Source organism: Phycisphaerales bacterium (assembly GCA_016699835.1).
GTDB lineage: Bacteria > Planctomycetota > Phycisphaerae > Phycisphaerales > UBA1924.
This window is the reverse complement of sequence record CP064987.1, coordinates 503,100-521,077: the sequence shown is the minus strand read 5'-3', so window position 1 is coordinate 521,077 and position 17,978 is coordinate 503,100. Positions and strand designations below refer to the sequence as shown.

Below are 17,978 nucleotides of genomic sequence, written 5' to 3'. Positions count from 1 at the left end.
CTCGAGGATGAACATGGTTCAGCGAATGTCGGTCGGAGGGGCGCCCGGGAATGCCCGCGAGCGTCCGAGTACACGAAGTTTCGAAGTCTGGTGAAGAGCGTAGGTCGATATGCCCGAGTGATTGGAGCGGCCGATGTGTGTCGGCCGGGCCGAGAGGGTTGAGTGCCCCCGGCGAGTGCGCGTGAACTGGAGTTGTGACCCATGCCCTTGGCGAGAGTGCAACGGATCGAGATCCTCGACGAATGCGACACGCCGCGCGGGTGGGTGTATCGGCTCGAGGTGCACTTCGAGGACGGGGCGGCGACGCAGCACGAGGCGTCGATGAGTTGGGTCGATCACGAGTACTGGACGTCGGGCAGGATCGCGCCATCACGGGTGATCGAGGCCGTGGTCCGGTTTGTGCTGGAGCACGAGTGCACGCTCCCGCAGAAGTTCGACGCGGCGACGGCTCGGCGGTGGTGCCGGGATATCGACCGGGATCTGCCGGCGATGATCGAGCCGTAGCGCCACTCTGGGTCACGGTTCAAGCACGTGTGGGACCATAGCACGAGTTGCGGCCTGGTCGGGACCTGATCGAGATTCGAGTGGTTGAGTGGTCAACGATCGACGACCTCTGTCGAGTTGGTCTCGATGTGTCCTCTGGCCGCGTCGTGTTTGAGACGCTCAACCGCATCGAGGATCTCGGCGAATCGCTCGCCGAAGGGTGTGAGTGAGTACTCGACGCGTGGCGGGACCTCGGGATAGGCGTGGCGCGCGAGGATGCCAAACCGGAGCATTTTGTTCAAACGTTCGTTCAGGACCTTTGTCGTGAGACCATCTGCCGAACGGGCGAGCGCGCCTGGTCGATTGACTCCGCATCGGATTTGGGCCAGCACGTGGAGGGACCACTTGCACCCGACAATCGACTCGATCATCGAGGCCACGTCAGGAGACTGGGTGTTCGCCCTGTCAATATGGGGTCGCAGGGGGCCGGCACTCGGGGTCGATCGCGGCGCCGAGGCGATATTTTTTTCTTGGCTGATTTCATTGCAGATGCAACCAGAATGTACGTAGGGCACAAAGTGGTGCCCGGTTGATTGCCCGTGTCCTGCGAGTAATTTGAGGACGTGGGTGGAAGCACGGTGCGTCCGAGCCCATGCGTAAGGAGTGTACACGATGAAGAGCAAGGCCACGTTTTATCATGCGGGATGTCCGGTGTGCGTCAGCGCGGAGCAGTCGGTCGCTGCGGCGCTGGACAAGGGACGGTTTGACGTCGAGATCGTTCACCTTGGAAAGGCCATGGACCGGATCGCCACGGCTCGTCGGGCGGGCGTGAAATCTGTTCCCGCGCTGGTGATCGATGGGCAGGCGTACCACATCAACTTTGGTGCGAATCTGAGCGACCTTGAGAAGTAGTCGCGTGTGAGTCGGCCGTGTTGGATGCGTCCAATGGTCCCACGCAACCACCCAGGCGGGTCTGTACGTCTGGGTGGCTATTCATGGCACTACCGCATGCACGGAAGCAGGTGCTCATGTGGTGATGGTTGGGGAATCGAAGAGAGGTCGTGGGTAGAGGCTTTGCGCGAGTGACGCGTGTACTCTACCGCCCCATGTCGGGCTTGCCGCATCATTCTGTAGGATCGAAGTTGCTGGCCGAAGGGCTGGGGACGTTCTGCCTTGTCTTCGCGGGGACGGGGGCGATCGTGTTCGACGCGGCGTCAAATGGGGGGCATGGGGGGGCGATCACGCACGTGGGCGTGGCGATGGTCTTTGGGCTGGTGGTGCTGGCGATGATCCTCGCGCTGGGGCGGGTGTCGGGGGCGCACATCAATCCGGCGGTGACGATCGCGTTTGTGATGCGGCGTGAGATCGGCGTGCGACTGGCCGGGGCGTATGTGATTGTGCAGATCGCCGGGGCATTGGCGGCGAGCGCCCTGTTGCGTGTGCTTGTGGGTCATGACCCGACGCTTCTCGAGGCGTCACATCTCGGCGCGACGCTCCCCAGCGGCGAGGCGTGGGTCAGCCTGGTGCTTGAGGGAGTCCTCACGTTCTTTCTGATGCTGGTGATTTTGGGGTCAGGCTCGCGTGGCGGGCCGCTTTTGAACGTGGCTATTGCGGTGGGGGCGACGGTGGGGCTGGAAGCGCTCTTTGCCGGGCCGATCTGCGGGGCGTCGATGAACCCGGCGCGGTCGATCGGGCCAGCGGTGGTGAGCGGGCACCTGGAGCATTTGTGGATGTACGTCGTCGCGCCGGTGGCGGGGGCGATCGGGGCGGTTGGTGTGTGGCGCGTGATCGAGCCGGCGAGCGAAGCACACGCGTAGTTGTTTATTTTGAGCGCAGTGCGTGACTCAGTTTGCGGCGACTTGGGCGTGGGGCCAGAGCCAGCCGAAGGCGCCGGCGGTAAGGAGGGCGTAGACGACGCCATCGATGAGTTTTCCGGGGAGATGGGACCATGGGGCGCCCATCCAGATGCAGGCGGGCAGGGCGCCGCCGGCGTGGGCAAGGAGAGCCGCGGTTCCTGCGACGCGGAAGACCTTGAGGTAATCCGAGCCGCTGACGAGACCGGCGTGGGACGTGACATAGGCGACGAGGATGCCGACGATGAGCAGGTGGATGAACCAGAGGCCGAGGTTCTTGCCCATGTTGGGTTGGCCGGCTTGCACGGTGAGCATGGCCCAGGGTCCGGCCTTGAGTTTGGCCTGGTTGGCGGGATCTTTCCAGTCCTTGCCGCCGCACCACGGGACGTAGTAGACGCCGGGATCGAGTTTGCTCGTGCGGAGGAGGTCGAGGATGGGGCCTTCCTTGTCGCCGGGGTCTTTGTAGTCGTGCTTGTGGATGGGAAGGGCCATCCAGATGATGGCACTGGCGATGAAGCAGATGACGGTGCTGACGAGGATGGGCAGCCAGAGTTCCATGAGGTTCACCATGTCGGGGCTCCTTGTGTGTTCGCAGGCGGTATAGACGGTTAGTCTACCGAGAACTCGAGTGCGCATGCAAACACGCCCGGATGTGGTGGTCCGGGCGTTCGTGGAGTGGCTTGAAAGTGTGTGATTGAGAGGAGAAGAGAGTAGGGACAGGCGGGCCGCCTGCCCCACGAGATGGGGTAGAACTCGTTAGTTCGTGCCCTCGCCGACCTGCCAGCGGAGGAAGCCGACGATGCTGGCCTTGGGCCCGACGATGTCCTTGATCTTCTTGGTCGGGTCCATGACGAAGGGCTGCTCGAGGAGGGCGATCTCTTCGAAGAACTTGCGCATGCCGCCCTCGACCATCTTCTCGGCGATTTCCTTGGGCTTGCCGGATTCCATGGCCTGTTCGATGCGGAACTTGCGCTCCTTCTCGACGATGTGGGCGGGAACGTCGTTGGCCGAGACGCCCTGGGGACGCGGGTGGGCGGCGGTGATGTGCATGCAGATCTGGCGGAGAGTCTCATCGGAGATGGAGCCCTCGGCCTGGACGAGCACGCCGGTCTTGCCGTCGTGGTGGACGTAGGACCCGAAGGCGCCCGAGCCGGGATCCTGGGTGAGTTTGTGGGCGCGAGCGATGGAGATGTTCTCGCCGGTCGAGATGCGGAGATCATCGATGGCGGCGGCCATGGCGGCGGAGGGCTTGAGTTCGCCCGAGGTCTCGTTGATCGCGAGGTCGGCGCACTTCTGGGCCGCGGCGACGAACTTCTCGTTCTTGGCGGTGAAATCGGTCTCGGCGCGGACCTCAACAATTGTGGCGGCCTCGTCGGTGCGCGAGATCGCGATGCGACCCTCGCCTGCTGCACGGTCCATTTTGGTCTCCATCTTGCCCTTGAGTTGCTTTCGGAGGAGATCCTCGGCCTTCTCGATGTCGCCGTTGGTCTCCAGCAAGGCAGCCTTGCAGGCCATCATGGGGAGGCCCGTCTTGTTGCGGAGGGCCATCACGTCTTTCGCGTTCAACTCAGCCATCTCTCGTGCTCCAAAGGCTCGCGGCGCGGAGGGGAACCTCCGGGCCGGTGTTCAGTGTGTGCCAATCGTGCGATTCGGTCTGTGTAGCGAGGCGTCCTGGGTCATTAGACCTTGGAGGCTTCGGGGCGAGACGGGGAGGCCGGGGTGGACCCCTCGGCGGACTCGCCCTCGGCGTCGGCGGCGCGGAACTGGGCTCGGCGGCTGCGACGGGGCTGGCCGGCGTCGCCCGCCGACTCGCCCGAGGCCGCCTCGGCGTTCCTGGTCATGTCGCGATTCTGGCGGCCTTCGCTGATGGCGAGGCAGAGTTCGCGGATGACGACGTCAATGGAGCGCATGCTGTCGTCGTTGCCGGGAATGGCGATGTCGGCCGCGTCGGGGTCGCCGTCGGTGTCGATGAGGCAGATCGTGGGGATGCCGAGTTTGCGGGCTTCCTTGAGGGCGGTGTGCTCCTTGCGGACGTCGAGGACGACGAGGACGCCGGGGAGTTTCTCCATGTGGCGGATGCCCTCGAGGTTGCGGGAGATCTTGCGTTTCTCGCGCTTGAGTTGGCTCTCCATCTTCTTGGAGTACTTGGTGAAGCCGTCGGCGCCGGCGTCGATGCCCTCGAGTTCCTCGAGGCGCTTGAGGCGGGTGCGGATGGTGCGGAAGTTGGTGAGCGTGCCGCCGAGCCAGCGCTCGGTGACGTAGTGCATCTTGACGTCGGGGACGCGGGCCTCAAGGACGCTCTTGGCCTGGCGCTTGGTGCCGACGAAGCAGACGTCCTTGCCGTCGGCGACGGTCTTGGCGATGAATCGCTTGGCGAGGAGGAGGCCCTTGACGGTCTCCTTGATGTCGATGATGTGGATCCCGTTGCGCTTGCCGTAGATGTACGGCTGCATCTTGGGGTTCCACCCGCTGGCGCGCTGGCCGAAGTGGATGCCGGCCTCGATGAGATCTTGAACGAGTTGATTGGCCATGACGAATCTCCTGCAGCGACACCGGCGGGCCGAGATCGAGGCGTGGGAGGGGGCGACATCGCCACCGACCCGCGTCGGCCGCGCCCAAGGGCGCTTCAAAGTCGGGGTCCGATGTGTCGGCCCCGCGGTTGCTTTCAAGTGACCTGTGGCGGTCCACCACCAAACGAATACGCGTACCGCCAAGGTCGGCACTCGATCATGCCGAACTCGGGAGTATAGGGGGGATCCTGAGCGTGGCGAGCGAAGACGGGCGTGTTTGGGCGTCACAGGGCCACCCAGAGCGTGGGAAGGTGCGGGATCGCCGGAAAGTGGGAGGGCTGGATCGCCGATAAATCGGTACGGTATCCGTTTGTAGTATTTCAGAGTGAGTGTTCATGCGCATTGGGTTGATCAGCCAGAGTCGGCGGTTGCGATCGCTTCGACTGGCCGCCAGTTTCGGCGGGCGGGCGGGTATGGCGTTGGGGGCCGGGGTCTTGGTGTGGGGGATTGTGTCGAGCCGTCGGGAGTTGTCGCGGCTTGAGGATGCCGGGGCGTTTGCGCCGAGTGTGATTGAGTATGCGCGGCAGCAGATGGACCGGCACCAGGCGCTGATCGAGCCGACGAATGCGCTGGCGCGATCGGTGCGGGATCTTCGGTCGCTGGACGCGACGCGGGTGGACTGGGAGGCGGTGATGGCGGAGGTGTCGCGCGCGACGCCAGAGGGATTGGTGATCACGGCGATCACGAGCGAGTTGCGGGGCGGGGTGATGCGGGTTCGGATTGAGGGGCATGTTCGCGACGGTGTGCACGTCGAGATGATCGATCGGTTTGCCGCGGCGATGCGAGGATCGGCGTTGGTGCGTGAGGTTGAGGTGCGGAAGGCGGCGAGTGAGACGAGTCTGCTGGCGACCACGTTCGTGCTCGAGGGCGTGGCGAGAACGATGGTGACCCGTGTGGCGGAGAAGGGGTCATGACGCGAGCCGGGTTGAGTACGCAGCCTCGATCGTTGAACTCGGCGATGATGCCGGTGGTGGTGCGCGTGACGCTCGCTGGGGCGTTGCTTGGGGTGTTGTGGAACCTGATCGCGAGGCCATTGGAAGAGCAGGCGGCGTCGGCTCGTGATCGCGTGGCGATCGAGCAGTCGCTCGTCCACAACGCGACTCGCGGGGCGATCTCGCGTGCGGCCTTGCACGAGCATTCGGATCACCTGGAGGCGACGCGGGCGGCTCTGGCGGGCGTGCTCTCGCTGGCGCCGAGCGTGGAGAGCATGCCCTCGGCGATCAGGGCGAAGGCGACGGGGGCGGGTGTCGAGGTTCGCACGATCGATCGGTTGGGTGTTGGGGAGTATTCGGCGCGCGTCGAGGGGCCTTTCTCGAAGGTTTCGGGCTTTCTTGCGTCGGTTTCGCGCGGGTGGGATCCGGTGTCGGTCGAGTCGTTCCGCATGACGGCTGTCGAGAAGAGTGGGGACGCGACTCGGGCCGGGTGGGTGGGATGCGAGATTCGCATCCGCAGGCTGGTGCTGTCGGCGGGGGCAATCGCGACGGGAGAGGTGATGCCGTGATGCTTCGTGTGATGGCGTATGTCCGGTCGGAGCGGGCGCGGGGGATGGCGTACGTGCTGGCGATGCTGTTCATTCCGGCGTCGGCGATCTGGGCGTCGCGCGGGTTGTCGAAGTTCTGGTCGCCGGCGTCGGCGTTGGCGTCGAGTGAGCCTGAGCAGCCGCAGTTGCCTCTGGTGAGCGTTGAGATGCTGGCGCCTGCTCAGATCGATGCGGAGGCGGCGCGTGCGGCTGAAGGTTCGCGGGGCAGAGGATTCGGGCCTTCGCCGTTTGGTCGGGATTGAGGGCGTGGCCGAGATCAACGAGTCGAAGATGAAGTCATAGACGGGGCGCCTGTGCCACGAGTGCCGGTAGTTTCCTCGGTGATTGATTTTGCGTTGCTGCGACCGTGGCGTCTCTCGCCGGTTACACTCTGCCCGCATGAAGGGACTCTCATGAAAGAGATGGCGACACAGAGCCTGTCGTTGGCGGTCGGTGTCGGTGCGCTGGTGAGCGTGGCGTGCGACCGGTTCAAGTTTCCGGCGGTCTTGCCGCTGCTGGTGACGGGCGTCTGCCTTGGCGGGGCTGGGTTGGGGGTGGTCGATGGGAACAGCCTGGGAGAGTCGCTGCGCGCGTTCATCTCTGTGGCCATCGGTTTGCTTGTCTTTGAGGGCGGGCTGCACCTGGACAAGCATGAACTGGGGAAGGCGCCGCGCGCGGTGTGGGGGCTGCTCACGATCGGGGCGCTCCTGACATGGATCGGGGTGGCGTTGGCCGCACACTACGTCGTGGGCTTGGAGTGGGCGAACTCGCTGGTCCTGGGAGCGATCCTGATCGTGACGGGCCCGACGGTGATCCAGCCGATTCTTCGACGGTTACCGCTGAAGCCGAATCTGCACGCAGCGTTGAGCGCCGAGGGCGTCCTGATCGACCCGATTGGCGTCATTGTGGCGATCTCGACGCTCGAGTTGGTCCTGCTGTATCAGCACGGGACGTTCGAGAATCCGTTCTCCGGTGTTTTCAAGTTGTTGGCGGTGCCGTTCCTTGGTGGTGCGGTGATCGGGGTGGTGGTGGGTGTGCTTGGGCGGAGCGTGCTGCGATTCCTGGTTCGGCGTGGGCGTCTGGACCCGACGCATTTGAATCTGTTCGCGCTCGGGACGTGCATGCTGGCGGTGGGACTTGGGGAGAGTGCGGCCCCCGAAGCGGGGCTGGTGGCGACGACGGTGGCCGCGGTGATCCTCGCGAACGCGAACATCTCGGGGACGCGGGATCTTCGGACGTTCAAGCAGCAGATCGCGACGATTCTCGTGGGCGCGTTGTTCATTCTGCTCGCGTCGCGATTGGAGTGGTCCCGGATCACGTCGATCTCGTGGCTCGACGCGGCGTTTGTGGGTGTGCTCTTCCTGCTTGTGCGGCCTGTCAGCGTGTTTGTCTCGACGATCCGATCGCGGCTCTCGGTGAATGAGCGGCTCTTTGCGGGGCTGTTCGCGCCGCGCGGGATCGTGGCGGCGTCGATGGCGTCGGTCGCGGCTGTACGACTTTCACTTCCCGAAGAGGAGTTGGCCACGGCGAGCGAATCGGCGATCGCGATCTCACGCCACGCCCAGCAGATCGAGACGCTGGTCTTTCTCGTGATCTTTGTGACAGTCGCTTTCGCCGGTTCGGCGGGGGGGCTGGTCGCGTCGGTCCTGCGGGTTCGCGCGGGCGTGCGGAATGCCGTCGTCATCGTGGGGGCTCACAAACTGGGGCAGCAACTGGCGACGCAACTGGTACGGCGGAAGGTTCCGGTACTGCTCATCGATACGAACTCGGATCGTGTGAATGCGGCGGCTCGCGCGGGGATCCCGACGGTCGAGGGCGACGCGACCGACCCGCGCTGGATGGACGAGGCCGTCTTCAGACCCGATCAGGGCTGGCTCGTCGCGTGGACGGGAAATGTGGATGTCGACCGCGTGGTTCGGCGTTGGGGGATCGAGCGATTGGGCGAGGGGCACGCCGGGGCCTGGCCTGAGCAGAAGCCCGGCGAGGGGTCTGGCTCGCTGATGACGTGCCGAGGAGCGATCAGCAGCGTCGAGTTCGACATGCAGCACGTGAGGGCGTTGGAGGGTGGTGAGGCGACGACGCCCGTGCTCGCGTGGGTGGATGAGAAGCAGCGCTTCGGACTTGGGCCTGGGCTTGGCGGAACGCCGGTTCCCAAGGGGGGAACGGCGATGGTTCTCGACGTCATGAAGGCTGATGGGGTCGAGGGGAACGGCGGAGCAGCGTCGAGTGAGTCGAAGCCGGATCCCGACCCGGTGGTCGAGGGTGATGGGTCAGCGTCCGCGTGAGGATCGCTTAGTGCCCGCTACTGGCTTCTTTCTTCTTCGCCGGGGATTTGCTTTTCTTGGAGGCGTGGGAGGTCGACTTCGTGGGAGCGTGCGAGGCTTCTTTCTTTGGGGCTTCGCCGTGCCCGGCGGCTTCGGCGTGGTCGCTCGCGCTGGGCAAGGGTGTGCTGGTTCCGACGTGGACCTCGGGGAGCGAGGCATTGGCGAGGTCGAATGGGGGTGCCGCGCCGGATTCCTTCGGGGCGCGTGTGAGGACAACCGCCCACATCACGGCGCCCATGAAGAGCGTGACGACGCCGACCCAGCCGACGGTGTGGCGGATTTCGGGTGAGGCCTTCTCGAGCGGCTTCGAGAGCGGATTCAGGAGCGTGAAGGCGACGCGTTGGACGTGGGCGCCGATGGCAACCCGTGGCTTTGGCTCGGGTTCGGGTGCGGTGGGCTGGGGCGGCTCGGGGGATTCGGTGTGACCGGGAGGCGGGGGCGTATCGGAGGAAGCCTCAACGACGCTTGCGGCGAACTCGGATTGGGCGGCTGGTGAATCTGGTGACGGCTCGGAGAGCATCGTCTCGGTCATCTCGGCGAGTTGGGCGTCGAGAGAGGGGAGGTCTCCGGCCTGCGCGGTGATGGCTGATGATTCGTCGGCCTGCGCGGCGGGCTCAGCGAACTCGCTCTCGGCGGGATCGCTCTTCTGAGTCGTTGGCTCACGTTCGTCGGTGAGATCAGCGGCGTGTGCGGCGTCCTCGATGGCGGCGGCGAGTGAGTCGTCGTCGGCGGCGATCTCGGGGATGGCCTCGTTCTCGGCGAGAGGCTCGATCGCAGTCTGTGCGGCTTCGTTGTCGGCGATCGGGTCAGCGGCCACATCGCCGAGGTTGCCCATCGGCGCGTCGTCGTGTTCGGGCGTGACGACTATCTCGCTGAGGAGGCTCTCGACCTGGGACTCGAGATCGTCGAGGGAAAGTTCGGAAATGTCGACATCGATGTCGCCCTGGGCTTCGGCGAGTTCGGCAAGGGCGGCGTCGAGGTCCTGGGCGTCCTCGGCCGCCTCGATCGAATCGGAGATGTCGCTCTGCTTGTCCGTCATGGGCAAAGTGGGTGAGGACGCTCGATTCGGGGGCGTCCGCCCAATAACCTCCGTGGTCGTGTCGATCCCGTGCAGAAATCGGCCTTGTGAAGGGCCGACTCCACGCCAACGGCGGACACGCCCGACAGTAGCCACGTTTTCTCCCATCCAAACAGCCCGGAAGTCCAAACATCGAGTGCTATGGGACGCCACCGCTTTTTTTCGCCCGCGTTTGACCTCCACGAACGGGTGCCCGTGACGGGTGAGGAGGCCCACCATGCCGTGCGATCGAAACGCCTGGAAGTGGGCGAGGCGGTCGAACTCTTCGATGGACGCGGGGCGACGGCGGCGGGAGTGGTGGAGTCGATCACGAGGCCGACGAAGCAGTCTGGATTTATGGTCACTGTGGAGATACGCGATCGGCAGGTCGTGCCGGCGTCAAAGCCCCGGATCGAGGTGTTTGCCGCTCCGCCCAAGGGTGATCGGTTGGAGATGATGATCGATCAGTTGAGCCAGGTGGGGGCGGATGAGTATGTGCCTCTGCTGGCGGAGCGGACGGTGGTGGAGCCACGGACGGGGAAGATGGAGCGGCTTCGTCGCGTGGCCTTGGAGTCGATGAAGCAGTGCGGTCGGGCGTGGACGATGGAGATCGGTGATCCCGTGGAGTTGCGCGCAGTGGTGGAGGATTCGGCGCGAGAATCCGGTGTGATCACGCTCGTTGCTGATGCCGGTGGTGTACGGCTTGAGTCGTGCGTTCGAGCGGGCATTGCAGATTCTGTGATCCGGGTAATCGTGGGGCCTGAGGGTGGGCTTTCGCCTGAGGAACTCGCGATGTGCCGGGAGCATGGCGTTCGATCCATGTCGCTGGGGGCCCACGTTCTTCGAATTGAAACGGCAGCGGTTGTGGCCGCGGCGGCGGTGGCGATGCTCGTTCGGAGCGACCGTACACTCACCAAGTCCACAGGAGGTCCAGAATGACAATGAATCGCGTGTCGAGGTCCTTGGTCGCGTCGTTGCTCGGCGTGATGGGCGTGTGTGGGGCGTTTATGGGCGAAGCCTCCGCCCAACAGGCTTCGAAGCCGGGCGAGATGGCGATTCGCTCGCAGCCTGCGTTCCACGTGAGCGAGGAGAATCGGATCCGGGCACAGGCCGCGCTCACGCGGGCGCACGAGTTTCTCGCGAGCCAGCAGGACAAGGCGACCGGCGGATGGTGCATCGATGAGAAGCGCCCGAACTTCCCGGCGATCACGGCGCTGGCGTTGCAGGGGTATCTGCTCGATCCCGCGACGCCGATGGAGAGCGCCCTCGTCCAAGATGCAGTAAAGTTCATCCTGAACTCGCAACAGGCCGACGGCGGGTTCTATGACAAGATCCTGCCGAACTACAACACAGCGATCTGCATCTCGGCACTCTCCAAGGTGAACACGCCTCAGTCCAAGGAGGCGGTGAAGAAGGCCGTCGCGTTCCTGAAGTCGTTGCAGTATGGCGAGGGGGCGATCATCCAGGCGGATCTCGGCGAGGGCGCGGAGAAGGTCGACAAGGACCACGCGTTCTATGGCGGGTGGGGCTATGGCAAGCACGGGCGTCCTGACATGTCGAACACGGCGTTCGCGGTCCAGGCGCTGCATGACGCGGGCGTGGATGCTTCAGACGCTTCGATTCAGCGGGCGCTTGTCTTCCTCCAGCGATGCCAGATGGCGGAGAAGGCGGACTCGGCGACGGGGGTCATCACGATCAACGACATGCCGTACGCGAAGGGATCGAGGCAGGGCGGGTTCGTGTACGCGACGAGCGTGAACAAGGACCAGGTCGGCTCGGGCCAGTCCCAGGCCGCGGCGACGATCGAGGAGACGCTCGATGATGGGACGGTGGTGAGCCGTCTGCGGGCCTATGGGAGCATGACGTACGCCGGGTTCAAGAGTTACCTGTATGCGAATCTTCGGGCGAATGATCCGCGCGTGCGGCTCGCGCACGAGTGGATGATGCGGAACTACACGCTCGAGGAGAACCCAGGCGCGGGGACGGACGGGTTGTATTACTACTACCTGATGCTCTCGCGGGCGCTGAGCGCCGGGAACATCGCGACGATCGACGTGAAGGGCGAAGGCGGGGTCAAGAAGCACGAGTGGGCCGACGAACTTGTGGCGAAACTCCTCACGCTCCAGAACTCCGACGGCTCGTTCCGGTCGGTCGATGATCGCTGGATGGAGGACAATCCGGTGTTGATCACGTCGTACTCGGTTCTCGCGCTCGAGCACGCGCTCGGGCGGTAGTTTCGACGTGAGTCGTACTGGATCATCATTCGCTTGGGGCTCGATGCCAGTTCGGTGAAGACGATTGAGATGAGTTAGGAGAAGAAGCGGCAGGCTGGCCGCCTGCTCCACGAGATTGAGTAGTTTGTTCTGCTGTCGTATCACAACCGCAACCATCCACACACGGAATGTCAATGTCGAAACACGCCACGCTTCCCTCGTCGTACGTTGAACTCTGCTCGGCGCTGCGCGAGGCCGCGACGATTGGATCGGTCGCCGCGCTGGTGGGGTGGGACCAGGAGACGTACATGCCGCCTGCGGGGTCGGCCTTCCGGTCCGAGCAGCAGGCCACGCTTGCGAGTCTGACGCACGAGCGAAAGACGAACCCTCGAATCGCGGACCTGCTCGCGGCGTGCGAGGGGGACGGCGGCGTGATGGGCGACGCGGCACGGGCCGCCAACATCCGCGAGATCCGGCGTGACTATTCCCTCGCGACGAAACTCCCCAAGGAACTCGTCACGGAACTCGCGCGTGTGGGGAGTCTGGCGCAGGACGCGTGGAAGAAGGCACGGGCCGACGACGACTTCAAAGGGTTCGCGCCGTGGCTCGAGAAGATGTTCGAGTTGCAGCGACAGAAGGCAAAGTGCTATGGCGTCCCCAAGGGCGGCGAGTTGTACGACGCGCTGCTCGATGAGTACGAGCCAGGGGCGACGGCGGTCCAGGTCACGGCCACCTTCAACCCCCTCCGCGATCGACTGACCGATCTCATCATGCGAGTGGAGTCGGCGAAGAAGACGGTCAAGGTTCCCACGGCGTGTCTGAAAGCCAAGATCCCCGCGGACAAGCAGCACGCGCTGGGGCTCATGGTGATGAAGTCGATCGGGTTCGACCTCGATGCCGGACGCTTGGACACGACGACGCACCCCTTCTGCTCCGGCATGGCGCCCGGCGACACGCGACTCACGACGCGGTACCAGGATCAGGCTTTCACCGATGCGCTCTACAGCACGATGCACGAGGCCGGGCACGGGCTGTACGAGCAGGGCTTGCCGAAACTGCCCCCAGCAACGTCGAACAACGGCACGATCGATCTCTTCGGGACGCCGCTCGCCGACGCGATCTCGTTGGGGATGCATGAGAGCCAGAGCCGCATGTGGGAGAACTTCGTTGGAAGGAGCCTTCCCTTCTGGAAGTGGCTGCTTCCCAAGAGCACGAAGATCGTGGGGACGGCGTTGTCGAAGTACAAGCCCGAGACGCTGTACAAGGCGGTGAACACGGTGACGCCGTCCCTGATCCGTGTGGAGTCGGACGAGGCGACGTACAACATGCACGTCATGATCCGGTTCGAGATCGAGCGGGCGCTGGTCGCGGGCGATCTCAAGGTCGCGGACCTGCCCGCGACGTGGAATCGGAAGTACAAGGACTATCTGGGGGTGAAGGTGCCCGACGATCGGCGCGGGTGCCTGCAGGATGTCCACTGGTCGTTCGGGCTTGTGGGGTACTTCCCGACATACACGCTGGGGAACCTTTATGCGGCCCAGTTCTGGGAGAAGATCAACGCTGACATTCCGGATCTGGCGAAGCAGCACGCGAAGGGGCAGTTTGGGCCGTTGTTGGAGTGGCTGCGGACCAACATCCACCGGCACGGGCGGCGGTACCACGCGGCGGAGTTGTGTGAACGAGTGACCGGAAAGTTACTTACTTCCGAGGCGTTGCTCCGGCACCTGGAAGGGCGTGCGGCGGACGTGTACCGGCTGTAGGTCCGAAAATCTCAATGCAAACGTAACGGATTCCGAACTGCGGGGTTGGCGATCGGGGTGGATTCTGGTATTCTGAGCGGGTCCGGTCGGCGATGCCGTCGGATGTTGATCTCTCGAACTTGTGGGGCAGAACTTGGAGGATCGTCGAATGCGAACGCTCTCGCTGAACGGTGTGGTCGCGCTGGCGGCCGGGTCGTGCATGTCACTTTCCGCACTTGGGCAGGCGGTGCCATGCGCCACGGCGACGTTGGTCTCGCAGGGTTCGTTCACGGGGACGAGCGCGGGAGGCTCGACCGAGGGGGGCGGTTCGTGTGGCTCGAGCAGCGTGGCGACGTGGTTCAAGGTTCAACCGACGGAGGATCGGCAGTTGATCGCGTCGACGTGCGGCGGGGCGTCGTGGGACACGTCGATCACGATCTATGACGCGTGCCCGAGCGCGGGCGGGAGCGTCGTGGGGTGCAACGACGACTCGTGCGGGCTGCAGAGCGAGGCGCGTGCGACGGTGACGGCGGGGAACACGTACTACATCCGCATGGGTGGGTATGGTGGGTCCTCGGGAGCATTTACTCTGAACATCTCGTTCGCAGAGCCGCCGCCGCCGCCGACGGATGGGCCGGATGTTTACGTAGGTGATCTCAATGGCATCCAGTACTTCGCGACAAGCGGGAGCCTGCGTGCGTATTCGATCGGGACGACGTCGTGCAATCTGGGCAATGCGCCGGTGGCGTGGTATGCGAACGACAACCGGCACCCGGTGATTGCACAGAACCTGTATCGCATCAAGGACGGCAAGTTCATGCAGATCGGGCAGTCGTGGCTGAAGCACGGCTTTGCCTCGGTGAACGGGAACTACTGCGGCTCGTGCATCGATCCGCCGGACGGCGGGGCGCAGTTGGGGATCGCGTGCTCGGATCCGTACGGCACGGGCCTCAACGGGGACCAGGGTCTGCTTGGGCCGCGGAGCCACGTGAATGCGACGACGGGGCAGTATCCGTATCCGTTCACCAGTCCGGGCGCGGGGTACATCGTTCCGCCGGTTGCCGCGTCAGGGATTGGGCGTCGTCTGCAAGTGGCGATGGCCGACGTGGACCCGGCGCAGAACGTGGGCGCGCAGTACATCGGCGAGGCGCACTATGTCACTCGTGACGACGCGCAATGGGACAACGGACGGAACAACGTCTCCTATCGCCTTGTGAACATGGCCAGCGCGACGACGCCCGCGTTCGCCGGGCCGACGGTGCAGCAGCAGGTCGCGATGCGGGCCTGGGCGGCGGCGGACCCGAGCGTAACGATCGTCGAGGCGGACTATGACGCCGGCGCGGGGCTGATGGCCCGGTTCGTCGTCGGCTCGAAGGTCACCGACAACGGCGATGGGACGTGGACGTATGTGTACGCGGTGCACAACGTGAACTCGGACCGCTCGGCGGCGTCGTTCGTCGTGCCCAAGAGCGGGGCGACGATCAGCGCCACGGGGTTCCATGATGTCTTCAGCCACTCGGGCGAGCCGTATGACAATACCGATTGGGCGTTCTCCGAGTCGCCCAATGAGATCCGGTGGTCGTGCGGCGCGACATCGGACCAGAACGCCAACGCGAACGCGCTGCGGTGGGGGACGTGCTACACGTACTGGTTCACGGCGACCGAGGGACCGAGCAATGGCGATGCGTCCATCGTCTTCTTCAAGCCCGGGAATGGCGGGAACGCGTTGAACGTCAGCGTGCCGGTGCCCGGCGGGACTCCTGCGTGCGTCGCGGATGTCGATGATGGCAGCGGCACGGGCGCGAGCGACGGGGCCGTCACCATCGACGACCTGCTGTACTACATCTCGCTCTTCCAGGGCGGCGTGGCCGCGGCGGACGTTGACGACGGCACGGGGACGGGGACGACCGATGGTGCCGTCACCATCGACGACCTGCTCTACTTCATTGTGCGATTCCAGGGCGGGTGCTGATCCCGCGTTGAGTTGATGGAGTCCAACACCAAGGCCCGCGGTTCGATGCCGCGGGCCTTTTCTATTTGCAGAACGGTGGAGTTTGCTGTTCAGGCGATGGCTTTGCGCGTGCGTTCGGCGGCCAACTCTTCGACGAGGGCGTGGCCCAGCGTTTCGAAGTCGTCGATGCGGTTGTAGGCCTGGGCGCTGATGCGGATGACGCGCTGGTTGTCGGCACCGAGGCGCCAGACTGGGGCCTGAACCTTGTGGCGTTCGACGAGGCGATCCTGGAGCGGGTCGTCGTAGAGCGTGGGGCGATCGGCGAACTCCGGGTCGGGATCGGGGAGGGGGATCGTGGCCATGGATCCGATCATTGAGGTTGGGGCGGAGGACTCGACGCCGAGGATCCGGCATACGGCGTCGCGGCCACGGAGGATCATCTCGTGGTTGCGACGCATGAGTTCGTTGAGGCCGCCGGGGTAGAGGCTGGAGAGGGCGTCGATGGCGGCGGGGACGGCGAGGATGCCGGTGTAGTCGTCGGTGCCGACGTAATCGAAGTCGCGGAGGAAAAGGGCGCGATCCGGACGGACGCGATGGGCACGGCTGGAGAGGCTGAGCGGGCGGAACTGGCGCGGCGAGACCTGCTTGTCGGGGCGGACCCAGAGGAAGCCGGTGCCCTTGGGGGCGCTCATCCACTTGTGGAAACTGCCGACGTAGAAGGTTGGGTTCAGCCCGCGGATGTCCACGGGGATCTGGCCAGGGGTGTGGGCGCCATCGACGCAGACCTCAATGCCTTTGGCCATGAGGGCGGGGACGATCTTCTCGACGGGGAAGATGAGGCTGGTGGCGCTGGTGATGTGGGCGACGAAGGCGAGGCGCGTGTTGGGGGTGACGGCGTCGAGGAAGGCTTTGGTCACCTGATCCGAGTTGTGGATTGGGAAGGGGACCTTGGCCTTGACGACCTTGGCGCCGGTGGCGGCGGCGAAGCGTTCGAGTTCGTTGACGACCGACATGTACTCGTGGTCGCTGATGAGGATCTCGTCGCCGGGGCCGACGCCGCTGTTTCGGAGGATGGTGTTGAGAGCGACGGTGGCGTTGGGCATGGGGGCGAGGTCGGCGGCTCGGCAGTTGAGGAGCGTGCCGAGGCGTTCGCGGACGTCGTCCAAGAGTCGCTCGAGATCGACCTTGAAGAATCGGACGGGGTCGCGCTCCATGCGTTCGCGGAAGTTGGATTGGGCTTCGAGGACGGCGCGGGGCGTGGAGCCGTACGAGCCGTGGTTGAGGAAGGTGATCGTGGGATCGAGGGCCCAGAAGTCGGTGGCTCTGGTGGTGTGGCGGAGATCGTCGGACTGGTCGACCGCGACGCGCCGATAGGGCACGCCCTGGATCTCCATCCCTCGCCCGCCGATCCCACCGCGCTCTCTCACTCTGGCATCCGTGCTCATGGGACAAGAATATCGGCTTGCGCGTGGTCTGTCGCGTGAGCGTCGGGCGTGATATTTGAGTGTGGGGGGATGGACGCGAATGAAGGCCGAATGTCGGCGAGTATTCATGGAGCCCGGGCGTCAGCAGGGCATGTCGTCGGAGGCGATCTCGCAGTTGTCGTAGCGATCGGCGCACTCGGCGGAGACAGACTGGGCGAAGCGGTATGTGTTCATCTTCTGGATGGGCGGCGAGTAGATGTGGAGCGTGATGAGGTCCTTGCCCGGGGCCTGCATGTTGGAGACCTGGTGGATGTCGGGCTCATCGGCGGCGCAGACGTAGCCCGGCGGCATGCTGATCGCCTCCACGGGACAGACGAGTCCGGAAGGCGTTTTCTGGAAGCGGATCTCGGTGCCCGTGCCCTCAACGATGCGGAAGGCGCAACTGACGCCGCGATGGTCGTGGATGGGGGTGCAGTCGCCGCTGCGCCAGCAGAGGGCGAGGAGTTCGAACCACTGGGTCTCGCAGATGGTGTTGCGACGGTAGCCACGTGCGCCAAAGACGCAGGCGGGGGCGATGTCGTGGCGGGAGACGTTCAACTTGGAGAGCAGGTCGCTGAGGATCGCGAGGTCGGCGCGAGATTGGAGCGAGCCGAGATAGTCGATGACCTCGGCGAGTTTGGGGTAGTTCCGCGTGGCGTTGGGGCAGGATGTTTGGGCGGAGACCATGCGAGACTCCGGAGTGGACCTGGAGTAAAAGGCCGGGCGAGAACTACAGCATACCACATCTGTCAAGCCCGGCGCTTCGGGGGGATTCGTGGCGCAGCGGGGTGGAAAGAGTATCGGTG

At 64.6% G+C, this 17,978-nt stretch carries 18 protein-coding genes; 11 read left to right on the top strand and 7 right to left on the bottom strand.

The features are described from left to right. Window positions 1–201 precede the first annotated feature (201 nt). On the top strand, window positions 202–504 hold the full coding sequence (locus tag IPK69_02130) for a hypothetical protein (GenBank protein QQS09445.1): 303 nt from the start codon (window positions 202–204) through the stop codon (window positions 502–504). A gap of 92 nt (window positions 505–596) precedes the next feature. On the opposite strand, the gene IPK69_02125 is transcribed toward IPK69_02130, so the two are convergent. Beyond that, a complete protein-coding gene (locus IPK69_02125; GenBank protein ID QQS09444.1) occupies window positions 597–914 on the bottom strand; it encodes a helix-turn-helix transcriptional regulator in 318 nt (105 codons plus the stop codon). A gap of 241 nt (window positions 915–1,155) precedes the next feature. Here IPK69_02125 and IPK69_02120 point away from each other — a divergent pair, with 241 nt between their 5' ends. Next, complete coding sequence (locus IPK69_02120; GenBank protein QQS09443.1) at window positions 1,156–1,395, top strand: thioredoxin family protein; 240 nt, start codon at window positions 1,156–1,158, stop codon at window positions 1,393–1,395. Between the two features lie 194 nt (window positions 1,396–1,589). Next, a complete protein-coding gene (locus IPK69_02115) occupies window positions 1,590–2,300 on the top strand; it encodes an aquaporin (protein ID QQS10394.1) in 711 nt (236 codons plus the stop codon). A 27-nt stretch (window positions 2,301–2,327) separates the two neighbouring features. On the opposite strand, the gene IPK69_02110 is transcribed toward IPK69_02115, so the two are convergent. The 3 genes from IPK69_02110 to rpsB form a co-directional block, all read right to left on the bottom strand. Beyond that, window positions 2,328–2,906, bottom strand: a complete 579-nt coding sequence (locus tag IPK69_02110; protein QQS09442.1) for a hypothetical protein — start codon at window positions 2,904–2,906, stop codon at window positions 2,328–2,330. 186 nt (window positions 2,907–3,092) lie between these two features. Continuing rightward, the gene (gene tsf / locus IPK69_02105) at window positions 3,093–3,911 is read right to left on the bottom strand and encodes a translation elongation factor Ts (GenBank protein QQS09441.1); all 819 of its coding nucleotides are present in this window, start codon (window positions 3,909–3,911) and stop codon (window positions 3,093–3,095) included. Between the two features lie 104 nt (window positions 3,912–4,015). Beyond that, a complete protein-coding gene (gene rpsB / locus IPK69_02100; protein QQS09440.1) occupies window positions 4,016–4,867 on the bottom strand; it encodes a 30S ribosomal protein S2 in 852 nt (283 codons plus the stop codon). A gap of 374 nt (window positions 4,868–5,241) precedes the next feature. Here rpsB and IPK69_02095 point away from each other — a divergent pair, with 374 nt between their 5' ends. The 4 genes from IPK69_02095 to IPK69_02080 all read left to right on the top strand — a co-directional run bounded on the left by IPK69_02095 (window position 5,242) and on the right by IPK69_02080 (window position 8,710). Beyond that, window positions 5,242–5,820: a hypothetical protein gene (locus IPK69_02095; protein QQS09439.1), complete on the top strand. Its 579-nt coding sequence runs from the start codon at window positions 5,242–5,244 to the stop codon at window positions 5,818–5,820. Beyond that, on the top strand, window positions 5,817–6,407 hold the full coding sequence (locus IPK69_02090) for a hypothetical protein (protein ID QQS09438.1): 591 nt from the start codon (window positions 5,817–5,819) through the stop codon (window positions 6,405–6,407). Before IPK69_02095 ends, IPK69_02090 begins: the two co-directional genes overlap by 4 nt. Then, the gene (locus IPK69_02085) at window positions 6,407–6,688 is read left to right on the top strand and encodes a hypothetical protein (protein QQS09437.1); all 282 of its coding nucleotides are present in this window, start codon (window positions 6,407–6,409) and stop codon (window positions 6,686–6,688) included. The genes IPK69_02090 and IPK69_02085 overlap by 1 nt, the downstream gene beginning before the upstream one ends. A 150-nt stretch (window positions 6,689–6,838) precedes the next feature. Next, the gene (locus tag IPK69_02080; GenBank protein QQS09436.1) at window positions 6,839–8,710 is read left to right on the top strand and encodes a sodium:proton antiporter; all 1,872 of its coding nucleotides are present in this window, start codon (window positions 6,839–6,841) and stop codon (window positions 8,708–8,710) included. 7 nt (window positions 8,711–8,717) lie between these two features. Here the strand turns inward: IPK69_02080 and IPK69_02075 are convergent, their stop codons facing one another. After that, entirely contained in the window at window positions 8,718–9,788 is a 1,071-nt protein-coding gene (locus IPK69_02075; GenBank protein QQS09435.1) for a hypothetical protein, read from the bottom strand. 261 nt (window positions 9,789–10,049) lie between these two features. Between IPK69_02075 and IPK69_02070 the strand changes: the two genes are divergently transcribed. The 4 genes from IPK69_02070 (at window position 10,050) to IPK69_02055 (ending at window position 15,730) form a co-directional block, all read left to right on the top strand. Then, on the top strand, window positions 10,050–10,745 hold the full coding sequence (locus tag IPK69_02070; GenBank protein ID QQS09434.1) for a 16S rRNA (uracil(1498)-N(3))-methyltransferase: 696 nt from the start codon (window positions 10,050–10,052) through the stop codon (window positions 10,743–10,745). After that, the gene (locus tag IPK69_02065; protein QQS09433.1) at window positions 10,742–12,040 is read left to right on the top strand and encodes a hypothetical protein; all 1,299 of its coding nucleotides are present in this window, start codon (window positions 10,742–10,744) and stop codon (window positions 12,038–12,040) included. The genes IPK69_02070 and IPK69_02065 overlap by 4 nt, the downstream gene beginning before the upstream one ends. A 173-nt stretch (window positions 12,041–12,213) precedes the next feature. After that, the gene (locus IPK69_02060; GenBank protein QQS09432.1) at window positions 12,214–13,779 is read left to right on the top strand and encodes a carboxypeptidase M32; all 1,566 of its coding nucleotides are present in this window, start codon (window positions 12,214–12,216) and stop codon (window positions 13,777–13,779) included. A 148-nt stretch (window positions 13,780–13,927) separates the two neighbouring features. After that, window positions 13,928–15,730: a hypothetical protein gene (locus IPK69_02055; protein ID QQS09431.1), complete on the top strand. Its 1,803-nt coding sequence runs from the start codon at window positions 13,928–13,930 to the stop codon at window positions 15,728–15,730. An 89-nt stretch (window positions 15,731–15,819) separates the two neighbouring features. Here IPK69_02055 and IPK69_02050 read toward each other — a convergent pair whose 3' ends face one another. Together IPK69_02050 and IPK69_02045 are read right to left on the bottom strand one after the other, a co-directional pair. Beyond that, complete coding sequence (locus tag IPK69_02050) at window positions 15,820–17,136, bottom strand: aminotransferase class V-fold PLP-dependent enzyme (protein QQS09430.1); 1,317 nt, start codon at window positions 17,134–17,136, stop codon at window positions 15,820–15,822. A 138-nt stretch (window positions 17,137–17,274) separates the two neighbouring features. Next, window positions 17,275–17,859, bottom strand: coding sequence for a cysteine dioxygenase family protein (locus IPK69_02045; protein ID QQS09429.1), 585 nt, complete (start codon window positions 17,857–17,859; stop codon window positions 17,275–17,277). Window positions 17,860–17,978 lie beyond the last annotated feature (119 nt).

Excerpts from the sequence above, each read along its gene's own strand:
- IPK69_02130 (QQS09445.1), top strand. The coding sequence starts at position 202 with ATGCCCTTGGCGAGAGTGCAACGGATCGAGATCCTCGACGAATGCGAC.
- IPK69_02120 (QQS09443.1), top strand. The coding sequence starts at position 1,156 with ATGAAGAGCAAGGCCACGTTTTATCATGCGGGATGTCCGGTGTGCGTC.
- rpsB (QQS09440.1), bottom strand. The coding sequence starts at position 4,867 with ATGGCCAATCAACTCGTTCAAGATCTCATCGAGGCCGGCATCCACTTC.
- IPK69_02045 (QQS09429.1), bottom strand. The coding sequence starts at position 17,859 with ATGGTCTCCGCCCAAACATCCTGCCCCAACGCCACGCGGAACTACCCC.
- tsf (QQS09441.1), bottom strand. The coding sequence starts at position 3,911 with ATGGCTGAGTTGAACGCGAAAGACGTGATGGCCCTCCGCAACAAGACG.
- IPK69_02115 (QQS10394.1), top strand. The coding sequence starts at position 1,590 with ATGTCGGGCTTGCCGCATCATTCTGTAGGATCGAAGTTGCTGGCCGAA.
- IPK69_02065 (QQS09433.1), top strand. The coding sequence starts at position 10,742 with ATGACAATGAATCGCGTGTCGAGGTCCTTGGTCGCGTCGTTGCTCGGC.
- IPK69_02095 (QQS09439.1), top strand. The coding sequence starts at position 5,242 with ATGCGCATTGGGTTGATCAGCCAGAGTCGGCGGTTGCGATCGCTTCGA.
- IPK69_02085 (QQS09437.1), top strand. The coding sequence starts at position 6,407 with ATGCTTCGTGTGATGGCGTATGTCCGGTCGGAGCGGGCGCGGGGGATG.
- IPK69_02090 (QQS09438.1), top strand. The coding sequence starts at position 5,817 with ATGACGCGAGCCGGGTTGAGTACGCAGCCTCGATCGTTGAACTCGGCG.
- IPK69_02125 (QQS09444.1), bottom strand. The coding sequence starts at position 914 with ATGATCGAGTCGATTGTCGGGTGCAAGTGGTCCCTCCACGTGCTGGCC.
- IPK69_02110 (QQS09442.1), bottom strand. The coding sequence starts at position 2,906 with ATGGTGAACCTCATGGAACTCTGGCTGCCCATCCTCGTCAGCACCGTC.
- IPK69_02055 (QQS09431.1), top strand. The coding sequence starts at position 13,928 with ATGCGAACGCTCTCGCTGAACGGTGTGGTCGCGCTGGCGGCCGGGTCG.
- IPK69_02075 (QQS09435.1), bottom strand. The coding sequence starts at position 9,788 with ATGACGGACAAGCAGAGCGACATCTCCGATTCGATCGAGGCGGCCGAG.
- IPK69_02060 (QQS09432.1), top strand. The coding sequence starts at position 12,214 with ATGTCGAAACACGCCACGCTTCCCTCGTCGTACGTTGAACTCTGCTCG.
- IPK69_02080 (QQS09436.1), top strand. The coding sequence starts at position 6,839 with ATGAAAGAGATGGCGACACAGAGCCTGTCGTTGGCGGTCGGTGTCGGT.